At 66.5% G+C, this 18,801-nt stretch carries 18 protein-coding genes and 1 pseudogene; 1 reads left to right on the top strand and 18 read right to left on the bottom strand.

Annotation, left to right across the window (positions count from 1 at the left end):
• Positions 1 to 31 precede the first annotated feature (31 nt).
• On the bottom strand, positions 32 to 1,279 hold the full coding sequence (locus VSR68_RS01875) for an NAD(P)/FAD-dependent oxidoreductase (RefSeq protein ID WP_342938168.1): 1,248 nt from the start codon (positions 1,277 to 1,279) through the stop codon (positions 32 to 34).
• A gap of 155 nt (positions 1,280 to 1,434) precedes the next feature.
• Here VSR68_RS01875 and VSR68_RS01870 point away from each other — a divergent pair.
• Positions 1,435 to 1,518, top strand: a pseudogene (locus VSR68_RS01870) (SAM-dependent methyltransferase); the annotation flags it as partial.
• A 110-nt stretch (positions 1,519 to 1,628) separates the two neighbouring features.
• Here VSR68_RS01870 and VSR68_RS01865 read toward each other — a convergent pair.
• From VSR68_RS01865 to VSR68_RS01785, 17 genes are all read right to left on the bottom strand, one after another.
• A complete protein-coding gene (locus VSR68_RS01865; protein WP_342938167.1) occupies positions 1,629 to 2,045 on the bottom strand; it encodes a hypothetical protein in 417 nt (138 codons plus the stop codon).
• A 112-nt stretch (positions 2,046 to 2,157) separates the two neighbouring features.
• Complete coding sequence (locus VSR68_RS01860; RefSeq protein ID WP_342938166.1) at positions 2,158 to 3,384, bottom strand: beta-ketoacyl-[acyl-carrier-protein] synthase family protein; 1,227 nt, start codon at positions 3,382 to 3,384, stop codon at positions 2,158 to 2,160.
• Positions 3,381 to 4,607: a beta-ketoacyl-ACP synthase gene (locus VSR68_RS01855; RefSeq protein ID WP_342938165.1), complete on the bottom strand. Its 1,227-nt coding sequence runs from the start codon at positions 4,605 to 4,607 to the stop codon at positions 3,381 to 3,383. The genes VSR68_RS01860 and VSR68_RS01855 overlap by 4 nt, the downstream gene beginning before the upstream one ends.
• On the bottom strand, positions 4,607 to 5,332 hold the full coding sequence (locus tag VSR68_RS01850) for a 3-ketoacyl-ACP reductase FabG2 (protein WP_342938164.1): 726 nt from the start codon (positions 5,330 to 5,332) through the stop codon (positions 4,607 to 4,609). The genes VSR68_RS01855 and VSR68_RS01850 overlap by 1 nt, the downstream gene beginning before the upstream one ends.
• Entirely contained in the window at positions 5,329 to 5,811 is a 483-nt protein-coding gene (locus VSR68_RS01845; protein WP_342938163.1) for a beta-hydroxyacyl-ACP dehydratase, read from the bottom strand. Before VSR68_RS01845 ends, VSR68_RS01850 begins: the two co-directional genes overlap by 4 nt.
• A gap of 36 nt (positions 5,812 to 5,847) precedes the next feature.
• The gene (locus VSR68_RS01840) at positions 5,848 to 7,032 is read right to left on the bottom strand and encodes a beta-ketoacyl-[acyl-carrier-protein] synthase family protein (protein ID WP_342938162.1); all 1,185 of its coding nucleotides are present in this window, start codon (positions 7,030 to 7,032) and stop codon (positions 5,848 to 5,850) included.
• The gene (locus tag VSR68_RS01835; protein ID WP_342938425.1) at positions 7,029 to 9,455 is read right to left on the bottom strand and encodes an MMPL family transporter; all 2,427 of its coding nucleotides are present in this window, start codon (positions 9,453 to 9,455) and stop codon (positions 7,029 to 7,031) included. Before VSR68_RS01835 ends, VSR68_RS01840 begins: the two co-directional genes overlap by 4 nt.
• A complete protein-coding gene (locus VSR68_RS01830) occupies positions 9,455 to 10,126 on the bottom strand; it encodes an outer membrane lipoprotein carrier protein LolA (protein ID WP_342938161.1) in 672 nt (223 codons plus the stop codon). Before VSR68_RS01830 ends, VSR68_RS01835 begins: the two co-directional genes overlap by 1 nt.
• On the bottom strand, positions 10,114 to 10,551 hold the full coding sequence (locus tag VSR68_RS01825; protein ID WP_342938160.1) for a thioesterase family protein: 438 nt from the start codon (positions 10,549 to 10,551) through the stop codon (positions 10,114 to 10,116). The genes VSR68_RS01830 and VSR68_RS01825 overlap by 13 nt, the downstream gene beginning before the upstream one ends.
• The gene (locus VSR68_RS01820) at positions 10,551 to 12,140 is read right to left on the bottom strand and encodes an aromatic amino acid ammonia-lyase (protein ID WP_342938159.1); all 1,590 of its coding nucleotides are present in this window, start codon (positions 12,138 to 12,140) and stop codon (positions 10,551 to 10,553) included. The genes VSR68_RS01825 and VSR68_RS01820 overlap by 1 nt, the downstream gene beginning before the upstream one ends.
• Complete coding sequence (locus tag VSR68_RS01815; RefSeq protein ID WP_342938158.1) at positions 12,127 to 13,893, bottom strand: glycosyltransferase family 2 protein; 1,767 nt, start codon at positions 13,891 to 13,893, stop codon at positions 12,127 to 12,129. Before VSR68_RS01815 ends, VSR68_RS01820 begins: the two co-directional genes overlap by 14 nt.
• Positions 13,890 to 15,593 (bottom strand): AMP-binding protein, encoded by a 1,704-nt coding sequence (locus VSR68_RS01810; protein WP_342938157.1) that lies wholly within the window; start codon positions 15,591 to 15,593, stop codon positions 13,890 to 13,892. The genes VSR68_RS01815 and VSR68_RS01810 overlap by 4 nt, the downstream gene beginning before the upstream one ends.
• Positions 15,590 to 16,288, bottom strand: a complete 699-nt coding sequence (locus tag VSR68_RS01805) for a hypothetical protein (protein WP_342938156.1) — start codon at positions 16,286 to 16,288, stop codon at positions 15,590 to 15,592. The genes VSR68_RS01810 and VSR68_RS01805 overlap by 4 nt, the downstream gene beginning before the upstream one ends.
• A complete protein-coding gene (locus tag VSR68_RS01800; RefSeq protein ID WP_028369852.1) occupies positions 16,288 to 16,539 on the bottom strand; it encodes an acyl carrier protein in 252 nt (83 codons plus the stop codon). Before VSR68_RS01800 ends, VSR68_RS01805 begins: the two co-directional genes overlap by 1 nt.
• Positions 16,540 to 16,541: 2 nt before the next feature.
• Positions 16,542 to 16,841: a phosphopantetheine-binding protein gene (locus tag VSR68_RS01795; RefSeq protein ID WP_342938155.1), complete on the bottom strand. Its 300-nt coding sequence runs from the start codon at positions 16,839 to 16,841 to the stop codon at positions 16,542 to 16,544.
• Positions 16,822 to 17,616 (bottom strand): lysophospholipid acyltransferase family protein, encoded by a 795-nt coding sequence (locus tag VSR68_RS01790; protein WP_342938154.1) that lies wholly within the window; start codon positions 17,614 to 17,616, stop codon positions 16,822 to 16,824. The genes VSR68_RS01795 and VSR68_RS01790 overlap by 20 nt, the downstream gene beginning before the upstream one ends.
• Complete coding sequence (locus VSR68_RS01785) at positions 17,600 to 18,313, bottom strand: beta-ketoacyl synthase chain length factor (protein ID WP_342938153.1); 714 nt, start codon at positions 18,311 to 18,313, stop codon at positions 17,600 to 17,602. Before VSR68_RS01785 ends, VSR68_RS01790 begins: the two co-directional genes overlap by 17 nt.
• Positions 18,314 to 18,801: the final 488 nt, after the last annotated feature.

Here is an 18,801-nt window from a genome sequence, read left to right as displayed (position 1 = left end):
CACGAAGCGCCGTTCGTCCGCCGTTGTTCGTCTACGGCTGCTGCCTGCACCACTCATGCAGCGCATTCAATCGGCGAGCCGGGTCCGCGACATAAGGATTCGTCTCGTCCCACGCATAGCCCGCGAGCACCGCGCTGATCATGCGCCGAATCGAAGGCGTCTGGTCCGGATAGAACATGATGTCCTGCAACTCGCCCGTGTACCAGCGCTCGACGAATGCGCGGAACGCATCGATGCCCTTTCTCAGCGGGATGTCGTAAGCCTGCTGCCAGTCGACCGTTTCGCCGTTCAGTTGACGCTCCAGCGTCTTCACGGCCAGATGCGCGGAACGCAGCGCGATCGTCACGCCCGACGAGAACACCGGGTCCAGGAACTCGCCCGCATTGCCGAGCAGCGCGAAGCCCGGTCCATGCAGCCGCTCGACATTCGCCGAATAGCCGCCGATATGTCTTACCGGCATCAGGAACGGCGCGTTGCCGATCAGGCGGTTCAACGTCGGCTCGCTGTGGATCAGCGCGCGCAGCTTCGCCTCGCGCTCCGCTTCCGGCACATCGAGGAAAGCGGCCTCTGCGACACAGCCCACCGACGACCGGCCGTTCGCCAACGGAATCATCCAGTACCACACGTCGCGATGCTCGGGATGCACGGCGACCGTGATCTTGTTGCGATCGTGTGCGTCGACGGGAATGCCGTCGCGCACATGCGTGAAGATCGCGGCGCGCGTCGGCATGCGCGTCGGCGCTTCGAGATTCAACAGACGCGGCAGCACTCGACCGAATCCGCTCGCATCGAGCACGAAGCGCGCATGCACTTCGTAGCGATTGCCCGCTTCGTCGGCCACGTCGAGCACGGGCGCGTCGCCCGTCTTCATCGCGAGCACCGTGTGGCCGAAGCGCACGTCGGCCCCCTGCTGCGCCGCGCAGCGGATCAGCAGATCGTCGAACACAGCGCGCTCGACCTGGTACGTCGTGCCCCAACCGTCCGAGTGCTTGTCGCGGAAGTCGTACGCCGACATCTGTTCGCGATACACGAACTGTGCGCCGTTCTTGTACTGGAAGCCCGCTTCGACGACTGCCTGCAGCATGCCCGCCTCTTCGAGGTACGCCATGCTCTGCGGCAACAGGCTCTCGCCAATCGAGAAGCGCGGAAAGTGCTGGCGTTCGAGCACGAGCACCGAGCGCCCCGTCTTGCGCAACAGCGCCGCGGCGACGGCGCCCGACGGCCCTGCTCCGATAATGGCCACATCCACGGCGGCGTTCAGCGACGAATCCGTATTCATCAATCTTCCTTCAGATAACCCATCATTACGTATTGCACACGCGACATCCGCTCGACCCGCCAGCGATTACAATGTCGCGCACCCATCAAGAAATCAAACCAGGACCAACGATTCACGGGGAACAACGTGCAGTCCACCGAAACATCCAGCGTGCCCTTCGTCGTCTGCGCATCTATACGCCGAAGCCCGGCAAGCGGCGCGAAACGCTCGTCAACGTCGCGGCCGTCAAGACGGCTTGATCGTATCGTGTGGCGCCGAGGCATCGGCAATGCCCGGCGGCCGTCCTCACGCGTCAGCATCGTCGCGCCTGCTCCAAGGATGAACGCCGTTGCGCTTCCGCGCAGCGCATTCAGTTCGTTTCGAGCGTCACGATATCGCCGCGCACGGCAAGCGTCGATCCATTCAGGCTCGCGCCGCAAGTGAACTCCGTCGCGGATGCCGTGATCGTGCTTTGAAAGCGCGTCTTCACGTTGATGACGGCATTCGCGTGATGCTCGCGCGCATAGTCGCGCAGTTGCTGAAGCGCCTTCGTCAGCGCGAGATTGCAGGTTGCCTCCTTGCTGTTTTCCGGCTGGCGTTTTACACGCACCGCAAACTCCTTGTTGCCGAACGTCTGCTTGACGGGCGCATGCGCGTCGTCGCCGAAATACAGCGCGACGTCTTGCGCGTTCTGCGTCTGCAACGCGGCTGGCATCGGCAGCGATCTGATCTTCGTCGAGCAGCCTGCCTGCGTCAGCAGAACGGCCGCCACCAGCCCCAGCGTCATTCATTGTTCGACTTCCTTTTTTCGTTGTTTGTATCGTGCGTACTGCACGCGTGTGCCTGTGCCTGTGATTCGTTCCGGGAATTCTCCCGCGTTGAGTCCCGACAGGCGGCGGTCAGATCCTCGCGAACATCAAACTCGCGCAACTGCCGCCGAAACCGAACGACACCGACATCGCCGTGTCAATGCGCGCGTCGCGCGTCGCCTGCACGAGCGGCAGCGCCCGAGCCAGCGGCTCGACGTGCTCGATGCCCGGCGTGCCCGCGATGAAACCGTCGCGCATCATCAGCAGCGTATAGATCGCTTCGTGCGCGCCACATGCGCCAAGCGGATGCCCCGTGAGGCCTTTCGTCGACGAAAACGGCGGCACGTCCGAGCCGAATACCGTTTGCAATGCGCGCAGTTCTTCGAGATCGCCGAGCGGCGTCGACGGCGCGTGCGTGTTCACGTAGTCGGGGCGCGTGCCCGCTTCGTCGAGCGCGGCCTCGATCGCGCGCGCGATGCCCGGCGCGTGCGGCGTCACCATGCCCGCGCCATCCGTGGCGTGGCCGAAGCCTGCGAGTTCCGCGTAGATGCGCGCGCCGCGCGCGAGCGCATGATCGAGCGCTTCGAGCACCAGCACGCCGCCGCCCGAAGCGATCACGAAGCCGTCGCGCGCCGTGTCGTATGGGCGGGACGCGCGTGCGGGCGCGTCGTTGAAGCGGCGCGACAGCGCGTGCATCGCGTCGAACATCAGCGTCACGTTGTCGTGCAGGCATTCGCTGCCGCCCGCGAGCACGATCTGTTGACGGCCCGTCTGGATCAGCTGCATCGCCTGGCCGATTGCGAGCGTCGATGTCGTGCAGGCCGACGACGGCGAATACGTGACGCCTTCGATGCCGAACACCTGCGCGACATTCGCCGACGCCGTGCTGCTCATCGCCTGCGGCACCGTGTACGGCGGCGTCCTGTCGATACCGCGCGCATTCGCGACGGCCACCGCTTCGTCATACGCGGACATCGTGCCGACGCCCGAGCCGATCACAGCTCCGACATCGGCCGAGCGCAGCGCAACGGGATCGAGACGGGCGTCGTCGATGGCCTTGCGCGCCGCGTGACACGCAAAGCGCGCGGTATCGCCCATGAATCGCTCGAGCTTGCGCTCGAACGGCGGCTCGCCCGCCACCGACGCAACGCCCGCGACCTGCGAGCCGAAGCCGCGCGCTCGCCACGCATCGACATGCGTGACGCCGCTGCGCCCTTCGCGCAGCGCGGCGCTCACTTCGTCGAGCGTATTGCCGAGACAGGACACGATGCCCATGCCCGTCACGACGACACGCTGCAAGCGTCGCTGACCGCTCATCGAACGCGCCTGAAAATCAGCGACGTATTGATGCCGCCAAACGCGAAGTTGTTGCTCATCACGTATTCGGCGTCGATACTGCGACCCTCGCCGCGGATGTAATCGAGCGGCGCGCAGGCGGGATCGACGTCGGTGAGATTCAACGTCGGCGCATACCAGTTGCGCTTCATCATCTCGATCGTCCACCACGCTTCGAGCGCGCCGCACGCGCCGAGCGTATGGCCGACGTAGCTCTTCAGCGATGAGATCGGCATGCGATCGCCGAAGGTCTGCGCGGTGGCCTCGCTCTCGGCAATGTCGCCGCGATCCGTCGATGTGCCGTGCGCGTTCACATACGCGATGGCCTGCGCATCGAGCTTCGCGTCTTCGAGCGCAAGCTGCATCGCGCGCGCCATCGTGTTCGCCGTCGGCTGCGTCATGTGCGCGCCGTCCGAATTGCAGCCGAAGCCGACGATCTCCGCGTAAATCGTCGCGCCGCGCGCTTTCGCGTGCTCGTACTCTTCGAGCACGAGCGTCGCCGCGCCCTCGCCGACCACGAGACCGTCGCGCTTCGCATCGAACGGGCGCGGCGTCAGATGCGGCTCGTCGTTGCGCGTGCTGGTCGCATAGAGCGTGTCGAACACGGCGACGGCGGGCCCCGACAGCTCTTCCGCGCCGCCCGCGAGCATCAGCGCCTGCTTGCCCGTCGCGATGGTTTCATACGCGTAGCCGATCGCCTGGCTGCCCGATGCGCACGCCGACGACGTCGGCACAATGCGGCCTTTCAGGTCCCAGAAGAGGCTCACGTTGACGGCCGTCGTGTGCGGCATCATCTGCACGTAGCTGTTCGACGTGACGTTGGTCATCGCGCCCGTTTCGAGCATCGCGCCGAACGCGCGTATCGGCGCGACGGAACCCGACGACGAGCCATAGGCGACGCCCATGCGGCCGTCCCTGATCGACGCATCGTCAGCGAGGCCCGCGTCGGCGAGCGCCAGTTCGCTCGCGCGCACCGCGTACATCGACACCGCGCCCATCGAGCGCGTCTTCTTGCGCGGCCATTGCGCGGGTTGCTCGAACGCGGGCAACGGACACGCGAGGCGCGTATGCAGCGACTCGAAGTAGTCCCACTCCGGCATGCGACGCACGGCATTGCGGCCCGCTTTCAACGCCGCTTCGATCTCGTCCCAGCGGCTGCCGAGCGCCGTGACGCCGCCCATGCCCGTAACGACGACTCGCTTCATCAGATCATCCCGCCATTGACGCCGATCACCTGGCGCGTCACATACGAGGCCGCATCCGACATCAGGAAGCTGACCACCGACGCGACTTCAGCCGGTTGACCGACACGGTTCATCGGCACGGCCTTCAACGCGTGTTCGAGCGGCGCGTCGTCGAGCATGCCCGTTTCGATCAGCCCGGGCGCCACGCAGTTGACCGTGATGCTTCGCGACGCGAGTTCGACGGCGAGCGCCTTCGTTGCGCCGATCAGCCCCGCTTTCGCCGCGCTGTAGTTCACCTGGCCGCGATTGCCGATCACGCCCGACACCGACGCGATCGTCACGATGCGGCCGCCCTTCTTCGCGCGGACCATCGGCATCGTCAGCGGATGGATCACGTTGTAGAACGCGTCGAGTCCCGTTTCGATCACGACGTCCCAGTCTTCGTCGGTGAGCGCGGGAAACGCGGCGTCGCGCGTCACGCCCGCGCTGCACACGATGCCGTAATACGGACCGTGCGCGGCCACATCCGCTTCGAGCACTTCACGGCACGCGGCACGCTCGCGCACGTCGAACTGCAGCACGCGCGCCGAGCCGCCTTGCGCCGCGATGCCCGCCGTGACGGCTTCCGCTTCGCTGCGGCCCGTGCGGCAATGCACGGAGACGGCGAAGCCGTCGGCGGCCAGTTGATACGCAATCGCGCGGCCGATGCCGCGGCTCGCGCCCGTTACGAGAACTCGCCGGCTCATGTACTGAGACTCCCTTCGATGAACGTCTGAAAATCGCCCGGTTGAAAGACCTTGATGACGGCCTCCGCACAGCGCGCGCCGTCGTGATCGATCGTGCATTCGTATGCGCTGTGCCCCACTTCGCTGCGCAGCACTTCATGCGCGCCGATCGTTAGCTGCGCGTCGCGCGCGAACGCGCTCATGTGTGCCTTGTAGCTGCGCGTGCCGAGCAGCACGCCCGGACGCGCATGGCCGCCCGCACGCATCGCGAGCAGCGCGATGTGCGCGGCCACCGCTTGCGCCATCAGCTCGATGCCGATCCACGCGGGCATCGCGCCGTTTCCGTCCGCGTACCATGCATCGCCGCGCGCGGCCGCATGGGCCGTCAGCGCAGCATCGCTGCATGCGCTCACGCGGTCGATCAGCAGCATCGTGCCGCGATGCGGCAGGATCATGTCGATCGGCGGAAAAATTTCATTGGTCTCGGGTGTGGCCGTCATGTCGTTATGTTTTTGCTGCGTGACATTCGATGCGGCTCAGCGCGCCAGTATCAGGCTGACGTTGCTGCCGCCGAACGCGAACGAATTGCTCATCACGTACTGCGTGCCGCCCGTGCGCGGCACATGCCGCTCATCCTGCACGAGATCGAGCGCGGGCAACGCGGGGTCTGCTTCGCCGTCCCATTGATGACGCGGCATCGCGACGCCGTCGCGCGCGAGCGTGAGCCACGCGAAGCCGAGTTCCGTCGCGCCCGCCGCGCCGAGCTGGTGCCCCGTGGACGGTTTCGTGCCGCTCGCGGGCACGCCGTTCGCGAACACGCGCGCCATCAGATGCGCTTCCATGTCGTCGTTCTTGCGCGTGGCCGTTGCGTGCAGATTCACATACGCAATCGCCGATGCTTCGATGCCTGCGTTCTTCAGCGCGTCGCGCAACGCAAGCTCGCCGCCGACGCCATGCGGGTCCGGCGCGGACACGTGATGCGCGTCGCTCGATTCGCCCGCGCCCGCGAGGCGCACTTCGCCTTCGTCGCGCGTCATCAGAAACACGGCTGCGCCTTCGCCGACGTTGATGCCGTTGCGATTGCGGCTCATCGGATTGGTGCGCGTGATGCTCGTCGATTCGAGCGACGCGAAGCCCTGCACCGTCAGCTCGCACAGCGTATCCACGCCGCCGACGATCATCGCGTCGCACAGGCCCAGTTGCAACAGGCGGCGAGCCGACACGAACGCCTTGGCGCTCGACGTGCACGCCGTCGAAATCGTGAACGCGGGGCCCTGCACGTCGAGCGCGGCGGCCGCGAACGGCGCGGCCGTGCCGATCTCCATCTGCCGGTAGTTGAAGTTGTCGGGGAGTTGCCCCGCTTGCGCCTGATGAACGAACGCGACTTCCGCCGCGTCGATGCCCGACGTGCTCGTGCCGAGCACGACGCCGATGCGATGCGAGCCGTAGCGCTCGCGCGCGGCGTCGATCGCCGGGCGAATCTGCGCGAGCGCCGCGAGCAGCATGCGGTTGTTGCGGCAGTCGAAGCGCGTCAACCGTTCGGGCGGCGCGATGTCGAGCGGCGTCGACACGCGGCCGACGAACGCATCGCCGATGCCCGTATGCATCAGCCCCATGCCCGGCGATTGCGCCGCCGCGAGCGCGGGCACGATCGAATCGACGTCGCCACCGAGCGCATTGACCATGCCGAGCGCGTGCAGATAAACAGATGGCAGCGTCATGCGGCTCTCCTCGTTGCGGATCTTTCCTGATGCGGCATCCCGATCGGCGCAAGCAGCACCGATACGAGAATGCCGAGCGCCAGCGTGGCGCCGAAACTCTTCAATGCGGGCATCTCGCTCATGCCGAGCATGCCGAACGACAGCAGCGTCGTCGCCGCCGACAGCAGCACACCCGTCCACACGGCGCCGAGATCGGCGTCGTCGCGCAGGCAGCCTTCGCGCAGAAACACCGCATAGTTTGCGCCGACGCCGAGCACCAGCATCAGCGCGAGACAGTTGAACAGATTGAGCGGCACGCGCGCGTAGCCGAACGCGGCCAGCGTCACGCCGATCGCGAGCAGCACGGGCAGCGTGGTCGCGATGCCGCCGCGCGGCTTGTAGCGCACCATCAGCAGCACCAGCACGAACAGCAGCGCGAGCGCGAGCCAGATGCCGCTATCGACGCGATACGCGCCGAAGAGCTTCGACACGCTCGCGGCCTTGTCGACGAACACGACGCCTTCGACGGAACGCGCGGTGTTCGTCAACGTCCGAACGTTGTCGGGCGTCACGCGCTGCGGAATCACGATGGCCGCATAGCCGCGTTGACCGCGAGCATCCACCGCGCCCAGCCACAAGTGACGATACGGCTGCGACCATTGCGCCGAGAGCCACTGTTCGACCGTCAGCGGCGCGGCGTTCGACTTCGCATAAGAGGTGAGCCACGCATCGGCGACTTCATCGCGAAAGCCCGCTTGCAGCAGCATCGAACGCAATTCGGCCGGATCGGCGAACACATGCTGCGCGAGCACGGCATGTGCATCGGCCTGGCGTTGCGCCGACGGCACGAACTGCGTGACCGATTGCCAGCCGTCCACCGTCTGCGCGCCGCTCAATGCATCGAGCTTCGCGCCGAGCGCTTCCGCGCGCTGCAAAACCACTTCCTGCGACGGACCGCGCACGACGAAGAACTGCGCTGTGTTGTCGACGCCGATCGCATTGCGCACCTGATCTTCCTGCGCCACCAGCGACGCATCGCGCTGGATCAGCAGATGAATGTCGTCGTCGCTCGTCAGGCGCAGCCAGCCAGGAATCGCGGCGAGCACGAGCACGCCCGCGACGATCCACGCGCGCCGCCCGCCGATCGCCGCATGCCAGCGCGCGAGCAGCGCGGCCGCACGCACGAAGAGACGCCGTTGCGCGCGCTTCGGCCCCTTGACGAGCAGCACGGGCAGCAGCCACAGCACGGACGCGAATGCGGTGCAGATGCCGGCGATCGCGAAGCACGCGATCTGCTTGAGCGCCGGGAACGGCACCCACGCAAGGATCGCGTAGCCGAGCAGACTCGTCGCAAGCGCGACGCTCAACGCGGGCCGCACCGAACGCGCGCCTCGCCGCGCATTCCAGCCTCCGTCTCCTGGCCTCGCGCCGAGATAGACGACGAAGTATTGAATCGAATAATCGACGGCCTCGCCGATCAGGCTCGCGCCGAACACGAGCGTCAGCAGATGCAGCTTGCCGAACACGAGCATCGTCGCAGTGAGCGCGCACACGATGCCGAGCGCCGTCGACACGAAGCCGAGCAGCAGCAGACGCGGCGAGCGGAACACCCACAACATCAGCAACGCGATGCCGCACGCGGACGCGACGCCGATCAGATGCACTTCGCGCTCCGACGCGGCGCGCGCTGCCTCCGCGTAGAACACGGCGCCCGTGCGCGCGACGCTCGCATCGGGATAGCTCGCCTTCAACGACGCCTCGGCTTGTGCGACGGCCGACAGCACCGCGCGCTGCGTTTGCGTTTCGTATGCCGAGCCCGGCAGCGTCGTGACGACGAGCACGCTCGTCCTGTCGCCGCGATGCGCGACGAGCATGTTGTCTTCGAGATCGAGATTCGATGTCGCGAGCGGCAGGCCCGACAGCCAGTGTTCGAGCCAGCCGAACGGATCGTCGGCGAGTTGCGTTGCGAGCGGGCCACGCACCGGGTTGTAGATGCGCTGCATCAGCGCGTCGTGCAGCGGCATCGCGTTGCTCGCGAGCGCATCGCGGTCGTCGCGCGTCAGCAGGCCGAAGCGATACGGCATGTACAGCGCACCGATCTGCGACATGTCGAACGGCGGCAGCTCCGCCGTCACCGAGCCGAACGCGCCGCTCTTTTGCAGCGCCGCGCCGAACTCTTTCGCGGCCGCTTTCGCGTGCTCGGCGTCCTGGCTCGTGACGAGAAATACCGTGCGATCGCCGAGCGCATTGGCGAGCGTATCGACGGCTTTTTCGGCGACAGGATCGGCTTCCGTCGCGGGCAGCAGCGCGAGCAGGTTCGTCTCCAGCGGCGACGGCCCCATGAAGCGATGGACGCAATAAAGCGAGGCGGCGAGCGCGAGCACGAGCCATGCGGCCCGGATGCCCCACAACTGCGTCTTCGTCCACTGTCGCGCGAGCAGCATCATTGCGCTCCGAGCAGCGTGCGTTCGCCGGGCGCCAGTTCGCTGACGGCTTCGCTCTTCGCGAACTCGATCTGCGTGACGTCGCCGTTCGCGAGCGCGATGCGCAGCGTTTGCAGGAATTCGCCGCCCGTCATCTGCAAGCCCTTGATCGATTGCGCGAGCTGCGGCTGGTTCGGCTTCAGATCGAGCTTCCATTGCGACGCCGTGCCTTGCGCATCGACGTCGAACTGCGAGTACAGCGCGGACAGATCGCCGCCGAGCATCGCGCGCATCATCTTCGACACCTGCGCGACGCCACGCACGCCTTGCGCGCTCTTCGTGTTGATGCGCTTGCCGTTTGCATCGACTTCGCTCACGCCCGCGTCGCCGATCACGTACGTCGCCTTGTACGGCGTGTCGATGCGCCAGATCACGCCGCGCTCGCGAAAGAACACGAGCGAGCCCGTGCTGACGAGCGGCTGCTTCATCGCGGAGAGCGTCTGCGTCTGCGTGAACTGCGCGCGCACGCCCTTCGTTTGCGCGAGATGCGCGGCGATCTGCGAGACGAGTGCTGCGTTGGCGTTTTGCGCTTGAGGTTGCGGCTGCGCTGCGGCGTGTGCGGTCGTCAGCGTGACCAAGCTCGCGGCAAGCGATGCAGCCATCAGCGCGGCGCGAAGTGTCAGCGTGCCCATGCGCGCTCCAGCTTCTCGAACACGACGGACGGCGAGACGAACTGCAATTCCTGCGTGGCTGCATCGACGGCCACCTGGATCGTGTGGCCCTTCGTCACCCGCGCGCCCGTCGCGCAATCGACGATTTCATAGCCTATTTTCAGGCGGTTTTCGAATTCGAGCAGTTCCGTGCGCACGTCGAGCCGCTGGCCGTAGGTCGCGGGCCGCACGTACTTCAGATGCGCCTCGACGATCGGCCACAGATAGCCCGACGCCTGCATCTCGCGATAGTCGTAGTCGAATGCGCGCAACAACGCGGCGCGGCCGATCTCGAAGTACTTCAGATAATGACCATGCCAGCAGACGTTCATCGCATCGACATCATGAAACGGCACTTCGACGATCGCACTTGCCGTCAGTGTCTTGCCTTGAAGACGCTCGTCCATCACGCGCCTCCGCTTTCGATGAGCGCGCAATCGGCGATGCGCGCCGTCAGCGCGCGCAGATCGCTTTCGAGCGCGCGGTCTTCGCCGACGAACGGCGACAGCGCCGCGACATTCGCAGCGAACGCGCGCAGCGGCGCAGGCACGGGCGTCGCGCCGTCGATGCGCATGCGCAGTTCGAGCGCCTGCACCGTCGCGAGCGTATGCGCGGCGGCGACCTGCTCGGTCAGTTCGAGCACGCGCAGGCAGTCGCGCGCGGCGATCGTGCCCATGCTGACCTTGTCCTGGTTGTGCGCTTCCGTCGAACGCGAGAACACGCTTGCGGGCATCGTGTGCTTGAGCGCCTCCGCCGTCCACGCCGACGACGAAATCTGCACCGCTTTGAAGCCGTGATTGATCGGCGCGCGTGCCGTCGTGGCGCCCGACAGGTTGCGCGGCAAGCCGTTGTTGAACTTGTCGTCGACGAGCAACGCAAGCTGCCGGTCCATCAGGTCGGCGAGATTCGCGACGGCTGTTTTCAGCGCGTCCATCGCGAACGCGATGTGGCCGCCGTAGAAGTTGCCGCCGTGCAGCACGCGCTCGCCATCGGGATCGATCAGCGGATTGTCGTTGGCGCTATTGAGTTCGTTCTCGACGTCGCGCCGCACCCACGACAGCGCATCGACGGCGACGCCGATCACATGCGGCGCGCAGCGGATCGAGTAGCGGTCCTGCAAGCGATGGCCCGGCGTATCGTCGCGGCCCGCGAGATCCGCGCGTATCCATGCGGCCGCATCGGCCTGGCCCGCGTGAGGCTTCGCTTCGAAGATCAGCGCGTCGAAGTGCGCGGCGCGGCCGTCGAGCCCGACCGTCGCGAGAGCCGTCAGGCGCGCGGCAAGACGCGCGAGATGCCCGGCGCGCGCGAATGCGAGACACGCGAGCCCCGTCATCACGGCCGTGCCGTTCATCAGCGCGAGACCTTCCTTCGGCGCGAGCGTGAGGGGCGCGCGGCCGAGTTGCGCCCATACGCCCGCCGCATCGCGCAGCGCGCCGTCGAACATCACGTCGCGTTCGCCGACGAGCGCCGCGGCCACATACGAAAGCGGCGTGAGATCGCCGCTCGCGCCCACCGACCCTTCGGCCGGAATGCGCGGCAGCACGCGATGATTGATCAGATCGGCGAGCCGTTCGAGCAGCACGGGACGCACGCCGGAAAAGCCATACGCCAGCGAGTTCAGACGCGCGGCGATCACGGCGAGCGTCTGCGCGTCGTCGAGATACGCGCCCATGCCGCAGCCGTGATAGCGCGTCAGTTGCAGCGGCAGCGATTCGACGAGTTCCATCGGCACGTCGACGATGCACGCGTCGCCATAGCCCGTGTTCACGCCATACACCGTTTCGCCCGCCGCCAGATGTCGGCGCAGAAAATCCGCGCCGCGCTCGATGCGCGAGCGCCACGCGGGATCGCCGCTCAGCGCGACGCGCGCGCGCCCTTTCGCAATCGCGACGACCTCTTCGATCGACAGCATGCGTCCGCCGATCACCACCGCGCGCGGCGTTGCTGCATGCACGGCATTGGCGTGCGCTTCGTCGATCAGATCATGTTCTGACATTCGCGTCTCCTTGCGGGATGCCACCCGTTATCGCGTTTCGGGGACGCGCCCAGAAATCGAAGAAGTTGAACCATTGATAAGGCGCCTTGCGGCAATAGTGTTCGAGCCGCGACGCGTAGCGCTGCGCCCATGCCGCGATGTGCTGCGCGCGTTCGCGGCGCGGCAGGTCGATGCGCTCGGCGAACGGCTCGAAATACAGTCGATAGCGCTCGCGGTTTCGTTCATCGCGCTCTTTCAGGCAGAAGAACAGATACACCGGGCAGCCAAGCGCATGAGCGAGCACATACGGCCCTTGCGCGAACGGCGCCGTTGCGCCGAGAAACTGCGCGTCGGTCGTGCGGCCCGATTCGCGCGCGGGCACGCGGTCGCCGACGATCACGAGCAGTTCGCCCGCATCGATGCGCTCCTGCATCATCATCGACGTCTCGGGCCCGAAGTCGCTCACCTGCACGAGGCGCTTCGCGAACTCGCTGTTCGCCGTCGACAGCACGCTGTTGAAGCGCTTCGCGTGCTCGGTGTAGACGATGGCCGTGACCTTCGCATGGCCGCCGCTCCACGCGAGCGCGCGCGTCATTTCGAGGTTGCCCAGATGCGCGCCGATCACGAGCGCGCCGCGCCCGCTCGCGACGAGCGCTTCGAACGCGGACGCATCGTCGAATACGACATCGTTCGAGCCGATGCGCCCCGACCACGCGGCGAGCTTGTCGAGCCCCGACTGCGCGAACGCGAGCATGTGCCGGTAGGCGGAACCCCAGCCGGGGCGCGGCGTGCGCTCGCCTTGCGTCGAATGGGCGAGATGCGCGAAGTAGTTTCGCGATGCGTCGCGCGCGGCGCGGCCTGTCAGCAGAAAATACGCGACGACGGGATGCAGCCACAGCGCGGTGAAGCGCATGCCGAACAGCTTGCAACTGAGCGCGAGCAGCGTCATGCCGACGCGGCTGCCGCGTTCGGCGATGCGCCACCACTTCGCGTCGTCGCCGCTCACGACAACGGCCGATTTGTGCGGCATGAACTTGTGCGCGAGCAACAAGGGCAAACGCAGCAGCATCCCGCACACGAGCCGCGTATGGCTCGCGCTGATGCGCACGTTGTCCCACAGCACGTCGAAGTGCGAGACGCCGTCCGTCGCATACGTGACGCGAGTCGGAATCGCGCGGAACGCGAGACGCCGCCAGTACAAACGCACGAGAATCTCGATGTCGAAGTCCATGCGCGTCGGCAGATCGACGCTGTCGATCAACGCGCACGCGGCATCGAGCGGATAGAGGCGAAAGCCGCACATCGAATCGCGGATCGTGAACGACAGCGTCTCGATCCACACCCACACGTGCGTCAGATAGCGGCCATAGAGACGCGCCTTCGGCACGCTCTCGTCGTAGACAGGGCGGCCGAGAATCACGGCGCCCGGCTCGGCGCGCGCGGCGGCGATGAAAAGCGGCACGTCATTCGCGTCGTGCTGGCCGTCGGCGTCGATCTGCAATGCGTGCGTGTAGCAGGCGCGCTTCGCCGCGCGCAGTCCCGCCATCACGGCCGCGCCCTTGCCGCCGTTGACAGGCAGGCGCAGCAGCGTCATGTGATGGCGATACTGGCAGGCCAGCTTCGCGAGCACGGCTTGCGTCGCTTCATCGCTGCCATCGTCGACGACGAAGATGGGCAGGCCATGCGCGATCAGACGCTCGACCGTGCCGCCGATCGCGTCCTTGTGGTTGTAGATCGGAATGACGATGCACGCGGCGAAGGCAATCTCGCTCATACGCGCTCCCGATACACGATGACGCCCGACGCGCAGTCGCGCCCGTCGAGCCGAAACGCGAACTGCACGCGCCGCCGCGCCGCATCGTGCGACAGCTTCAGATCGAGCATCGCACCGGGCATCACAGGCGCGGTGAACTTCAGGCGATCGACGGATTGGATGTCGCGCACGCCCGTCACATGCTCGGCGGCGAGGCGGATCGCCCAGTCGAGCTGCACGACGCCGGGCAGAATCGGCAAGCCGGGAAAGTGGCCTTCGAAATGCACGAGCGTCGGCGGCACGCGCAGCGCGTAGTGCAGATCGTCGCCGCTGCGCGCTTCCGACAGCAGTTCGAAGCCTTCGGCGCGCGCGTCGAATGCGGCGGCCACGGCCGCGACGGGCAGCTTGCCGCGCGCATCGAACGGCAACGCGATGCGAAAGCGCCAGTGACGCGGCAGCACGACCACGTCGAAATACGCGGCGAGATGGCGGCGCAACGTCTTCGCGAGCGCGACGCGACCTTCGCTGCGCAGCGCGTCGCTGCCCGCATCGTTGAGCGCGACGACGGCGCCGACACGCTCGCGCGACGCGCCCGCAAGCGGCACCACGCAAGCCTGCGCGACATACGGATGCAGCGCGAGACGCGCCTCGACTTCGGGCAGCGACACGCGCTTGCCGTCGAGCTTGATCACGCGGTCGAGCCGTCCTTGCAGACGAAAGCGCCCGTCGTCGTCGAACGCGATCGCGTCGTCGGTGCGATGCCAGTCGGCGTGACCGAGATGCGGCGAGCGCACGACGAGCGCGCCGTCTTCGCCGCGCCGCACTTCGACGCCGTTGACGGGCTGCCACGCCGCCGTCTCGTTCTGCCGGCGCCACGCGATGCCGCCCGTTTCCGTGCTGCCGTAGATCTCGATCGGCGCGCTGCCGAAGGCCGCCGTGTATTCGGCGGCGGCTTCGGCGGACAGCGGCCCGCCCGACGAAAAGAATGCGCGCGGCGCAGGCGTCAACGCAGCGAAGCCCGGCAACGCGGGCCAGCGCGACAGTTGCGCCGGCGACGATACGACCACAGCGGCGCCGCATCGCTCGATGCGCGACTGCACGTGCTGCGGCTCGTTACAGATCGCGCGATCGAATGCGCGCCCCGCCGCGAGCGGCCACATCACGCGAAACAGCAAACCGTAGATGTGATGATGCGGCACGCTCGCGAGCATCGTCGCATCGCCGATGAGAGCGCCCCACTCGCGTTCGAGCGTGTGCACTTCGGCGTTGAACTGCGCGAGCGTCTTGTGGATCGGCTTCGGCGTGCCGCTGCTGCCCGACGTGTAAAGCGTGAGCGGCGCGTCCGGATCGATTGCGAACGATGCAACGGGCGCGGCGGCTTGCGCGTCGGCATGCGCGCGCACGTCGGCATCCGTCAGCACGGCATCGTAGGCGTCGGCAAGATCGGCGAGATAGCCGGGCGTTGCGTTCGCCGGAACCACGGGCTCTTTGCCGCATACGAAGAGCGCGAACAACGCGCACGCGAAGTCGAACGGATCGTCGATGCACAGCGCGTAGCGTCGCGCATGCGCGCCACGCAAATGCGCGGCGATCGCGGCAACGCGCGCGCGGAACGACGCGAAGTCGATCGTGGCGTTGGCTTCGCCGTCGCGAGATGTATTGCGGCAGACGGGCGCGCGATCGTCATGGCCGCGCGACAGCAAATCGTGCAGCGCGATCATGCCGCCTCCGAACGCCGTGCGCGCGGCTGGATCACCAGATAGCGCCACGCGATTTCGCCCACCAGCAGCACGCCGATCAATGCATACGCAATCGCGCCGTTATAGAGCGACCACGCTTCGCGCGACCAGTACAGCGCGGTGTACAGCGAGAACGCGCCGTTGAGCACGAAGAACACACACCAGATCTGCGTCACGCGGCGCGTGTAGCGAATCGCGGGCGCGCTCAAATCCGGCGTGCCGATGCGCGCGAATTTTTCGATCATCGTCGGGCCGCGCACGAGCGTCGCGCCGAACGCGATCAGCAGACCGAGATTCACCAGCGACGGATAGATGCGCAGCAACAGTTCGCTGTTGGTCCATACGATGGCAGCCGATGCGATGCTCTGCATGAACGCGACACTCCAGTCGACGCGCGTGAGCCTGCGCAGCGACGCACCGAATACGCCTGTGCCCGCGCAACGCTGCAGCCACAACAGCGCGAACAGCAGACAGCCGACATAGCGCGGCGTGTCCCAGAACCACGCGCACAGAATGACAGCGGGATACGCGAGCTTCGCGACGATCGAGAGCGCGAGCCCTGCCCAGCCGGGCCGATTCACTGCGGACGCGCGTGCGTCGTCGTGCGGCCGTTGTGCCGAGGCTTTCATCTGCGCTTCGTCCGAAGCGTCGCGTGCGCGCGAACGTTGCGCGTGCATCAGCCCTGCGCCGCGAGCAGCGACTCGACAGCGACGATCACGTCGCCGACCGTGCGCACCGACTTGAACTCCTCCGGCTTGATCCGGCGGCCCGTCATCTCCTGCAGCTTGATCGCGAGGTCGACGGCATCGATGCTGTCGAGATCGAGTTCCTCGAACAGATGTGCTTCGGGCGTCACGCGTTCGGGCTCGATCGCAAAGTTCTCTTTGAAGATCGCGCGGATGCGCTCAAGAATCTCGGTGTCGGTCACGGTCATTCCCCTTTCTTCGTGGTTTCGCCCGACTCATGCGCGAGTTCGCGCTGGCTCGCCACCAGCGCTGCAAGCGTATTGATCGAGCGGAAGTGCTCTCGCGTGCGTTCGTCTTTCGCCGCGATCGTCAGTTGATAGTGTTTGCGCAGCACGATGCCGATCTCGAGCGCGTCGATCGAATCGAGACCGACGCCGTCGGTATCGAAGAGCGGCGCATCGTCGTCGATGTCGGCGGGCGTCAGGTCTTCCAGATCGAGCGCTTCGATCAGAAGCTGTTTGATTTCAAGCTTTAAAGAATCCATAGTCGAACAGGTGCCGGGTAATGTGTGCTTCGATTGCGCTCGTCACCGCGCGCGCGGCGAGCGCGGGCGGTTCGCCGTGCGCTGCCAGCCCGTCCGCGCCGACGGATTCGAGCACGTTGACGCGCATGCGGAACGCGCGCTCGGGCACGTCGTACCAGCGCATGCCCTTCGTGAATGCCGGCGGATCGCAGTCCATCAGGACGGGCAGGATCGGCGCGCCGGACTTGAGCGCCATGTGCGCGAAACCGCGCGAAAAGGCATGCATCCGGTTGCGTGCCGGGCTGCGCGTGCCTTCCGGAAAGATGATCATCGTGTAGCCGTGCGCCAGTTGACGCGCGCCTGCGTCGACGAGCTCGACGGGGTCGGCGTTGCTCACGTACTCCGCCGCACGCACGACGCCCCAGAAAAACGGATTGCCCCAGTGCGCGCTCTTCACGACGCAGCATGCATGCGGCGTCAGCGACAGCAGCACCATCACGTCGAGCCACGTCGGATGATTCGCGACAACGATCGCGGGGCCCTCGCCGTCGCGGCGCAGCGCTTCGACACCGTGCGCGTCGAGCTCCATCACGCCCGCCCGCTGCAGCACGGCGACGAGCGCGCGGAAGAACGCATGGATGATCGCGGTGACGGCGCGCTGCTTCGACGCGCGATGCGGCCACATCCACGCGATCGGGAACAGGATCAGCGAAAAGCCGAGCCCGCAGACGCCGAACGCCGTGAACGCGAGCGCCGTCGCGACGAGGCGCCAGTGATAGTCAAGCCACGCCTTCATGCCAGCTCCATGCCCAGGCGGCGTGCTCGCCGCGCCACTGCGCGGCCGTGCGCGTGTCGAGGCAGTGATGCACGGCCTGGCTCTGGGTTGCAAAGACGGTGCCCGAGTCGCCCTTGCCGCCTGGCGCGTCCGTTGCAATCGCAACCGTGCGGGCGCAGGTCAGCCGCGCTGTTGCCGCGGAATCTTCGAGCAGGATCGCGAGCGCGCCGCCGTGCACTTCCTCTTCGATCGTGCCGTAGGCGGGATCGGCGGGCTCGTCGGCGTAGACGAGCAGCACGGGCGTCGACGGGTCGGTCGCGTATTGGGCGTGCGCTTCGAGCAGCGCGTAGCCGAGCGTCTCCGCGCCCGCGGACAGCGCGCTTGCCGCCGCTCGGTCGCCGCGCGAGATGCCGAACACGCCCGTCATCGCGTTGAGCACGGAAAGACTGAACGACGTCGGCGAGACGGGCTCGCCCGCGCTGATGTTGCGCAGGATATCGGTCGTGCGGCGCAGCTCGCCGTGGCGCGACGCGAAAACGATCCGCACGTTCGGGTAGTTGGCGGCGCAATCGTGCGCGACCTTCAGCGCAACCCGCGACAGCGTACTCAGACGACGCCGCACCATCGGCTCGATGAAGCCAATGTCGGGGGCGACGGCTGCGACGGCAGGCCACGAAGACCAGCGAGCAACCGGAATTGTCCAGTGCAGATCGGGCATATCGGTGTTCGCGCGTGAAGGCTGCTGGCGCCGTGGGCGCGCCTGCCGTCGACAGCACGTGGGGCGCGCTACTCCGGGGCGGGGCGCGACGTCAAGGTGATTCCAGGTATTGTTTTAAGGAATCACCGAAACACGGCACGCAGCGATGATTATTTAGGGCGGGATGCCAAAACCGGGCTTTCGTCTGGTCATTACCTCGGCCGCCCAAAAAGATAGAGAGCATTCTGGCCGAAATCGGCCAGAAAAGACGTATCCATCTGTATCCGTCTCTTGCACGCGACGAAAGCGTTTTCCTGCGTTTCCCCGCGTTTCCCGTCAGGCGGCAGCCTGTTCCGAGGGGTTTCGCCGCGTCCGGCCGAACGCAGGGACGGAACAGTACCACGCGTTTTGTTACTTCCCCATTCCCGTGGGACGCATACGACGATTCCGTTAAAAATCGACATTCGGGCTCCGCGCCGCAACGACTTGCTGTAAGCGAGCGAAGGGGC

It is taken from the genome of Paraburkholderia phymatum (genome assembly GCF_038900715.1).
Taxonomy (GTDB): domain Bacteria; phylum Pseudomonadota; class Gammaproteobacteria; order Burkholderiales; family Burkholderiaceae; genus Paraburkholderia; species Paraburkholderia phymatum_A.
Note: the sequence above shows the minus strand (reverse complement) of the source record. Positions and strands in the feature narration are given on the sequence as shown.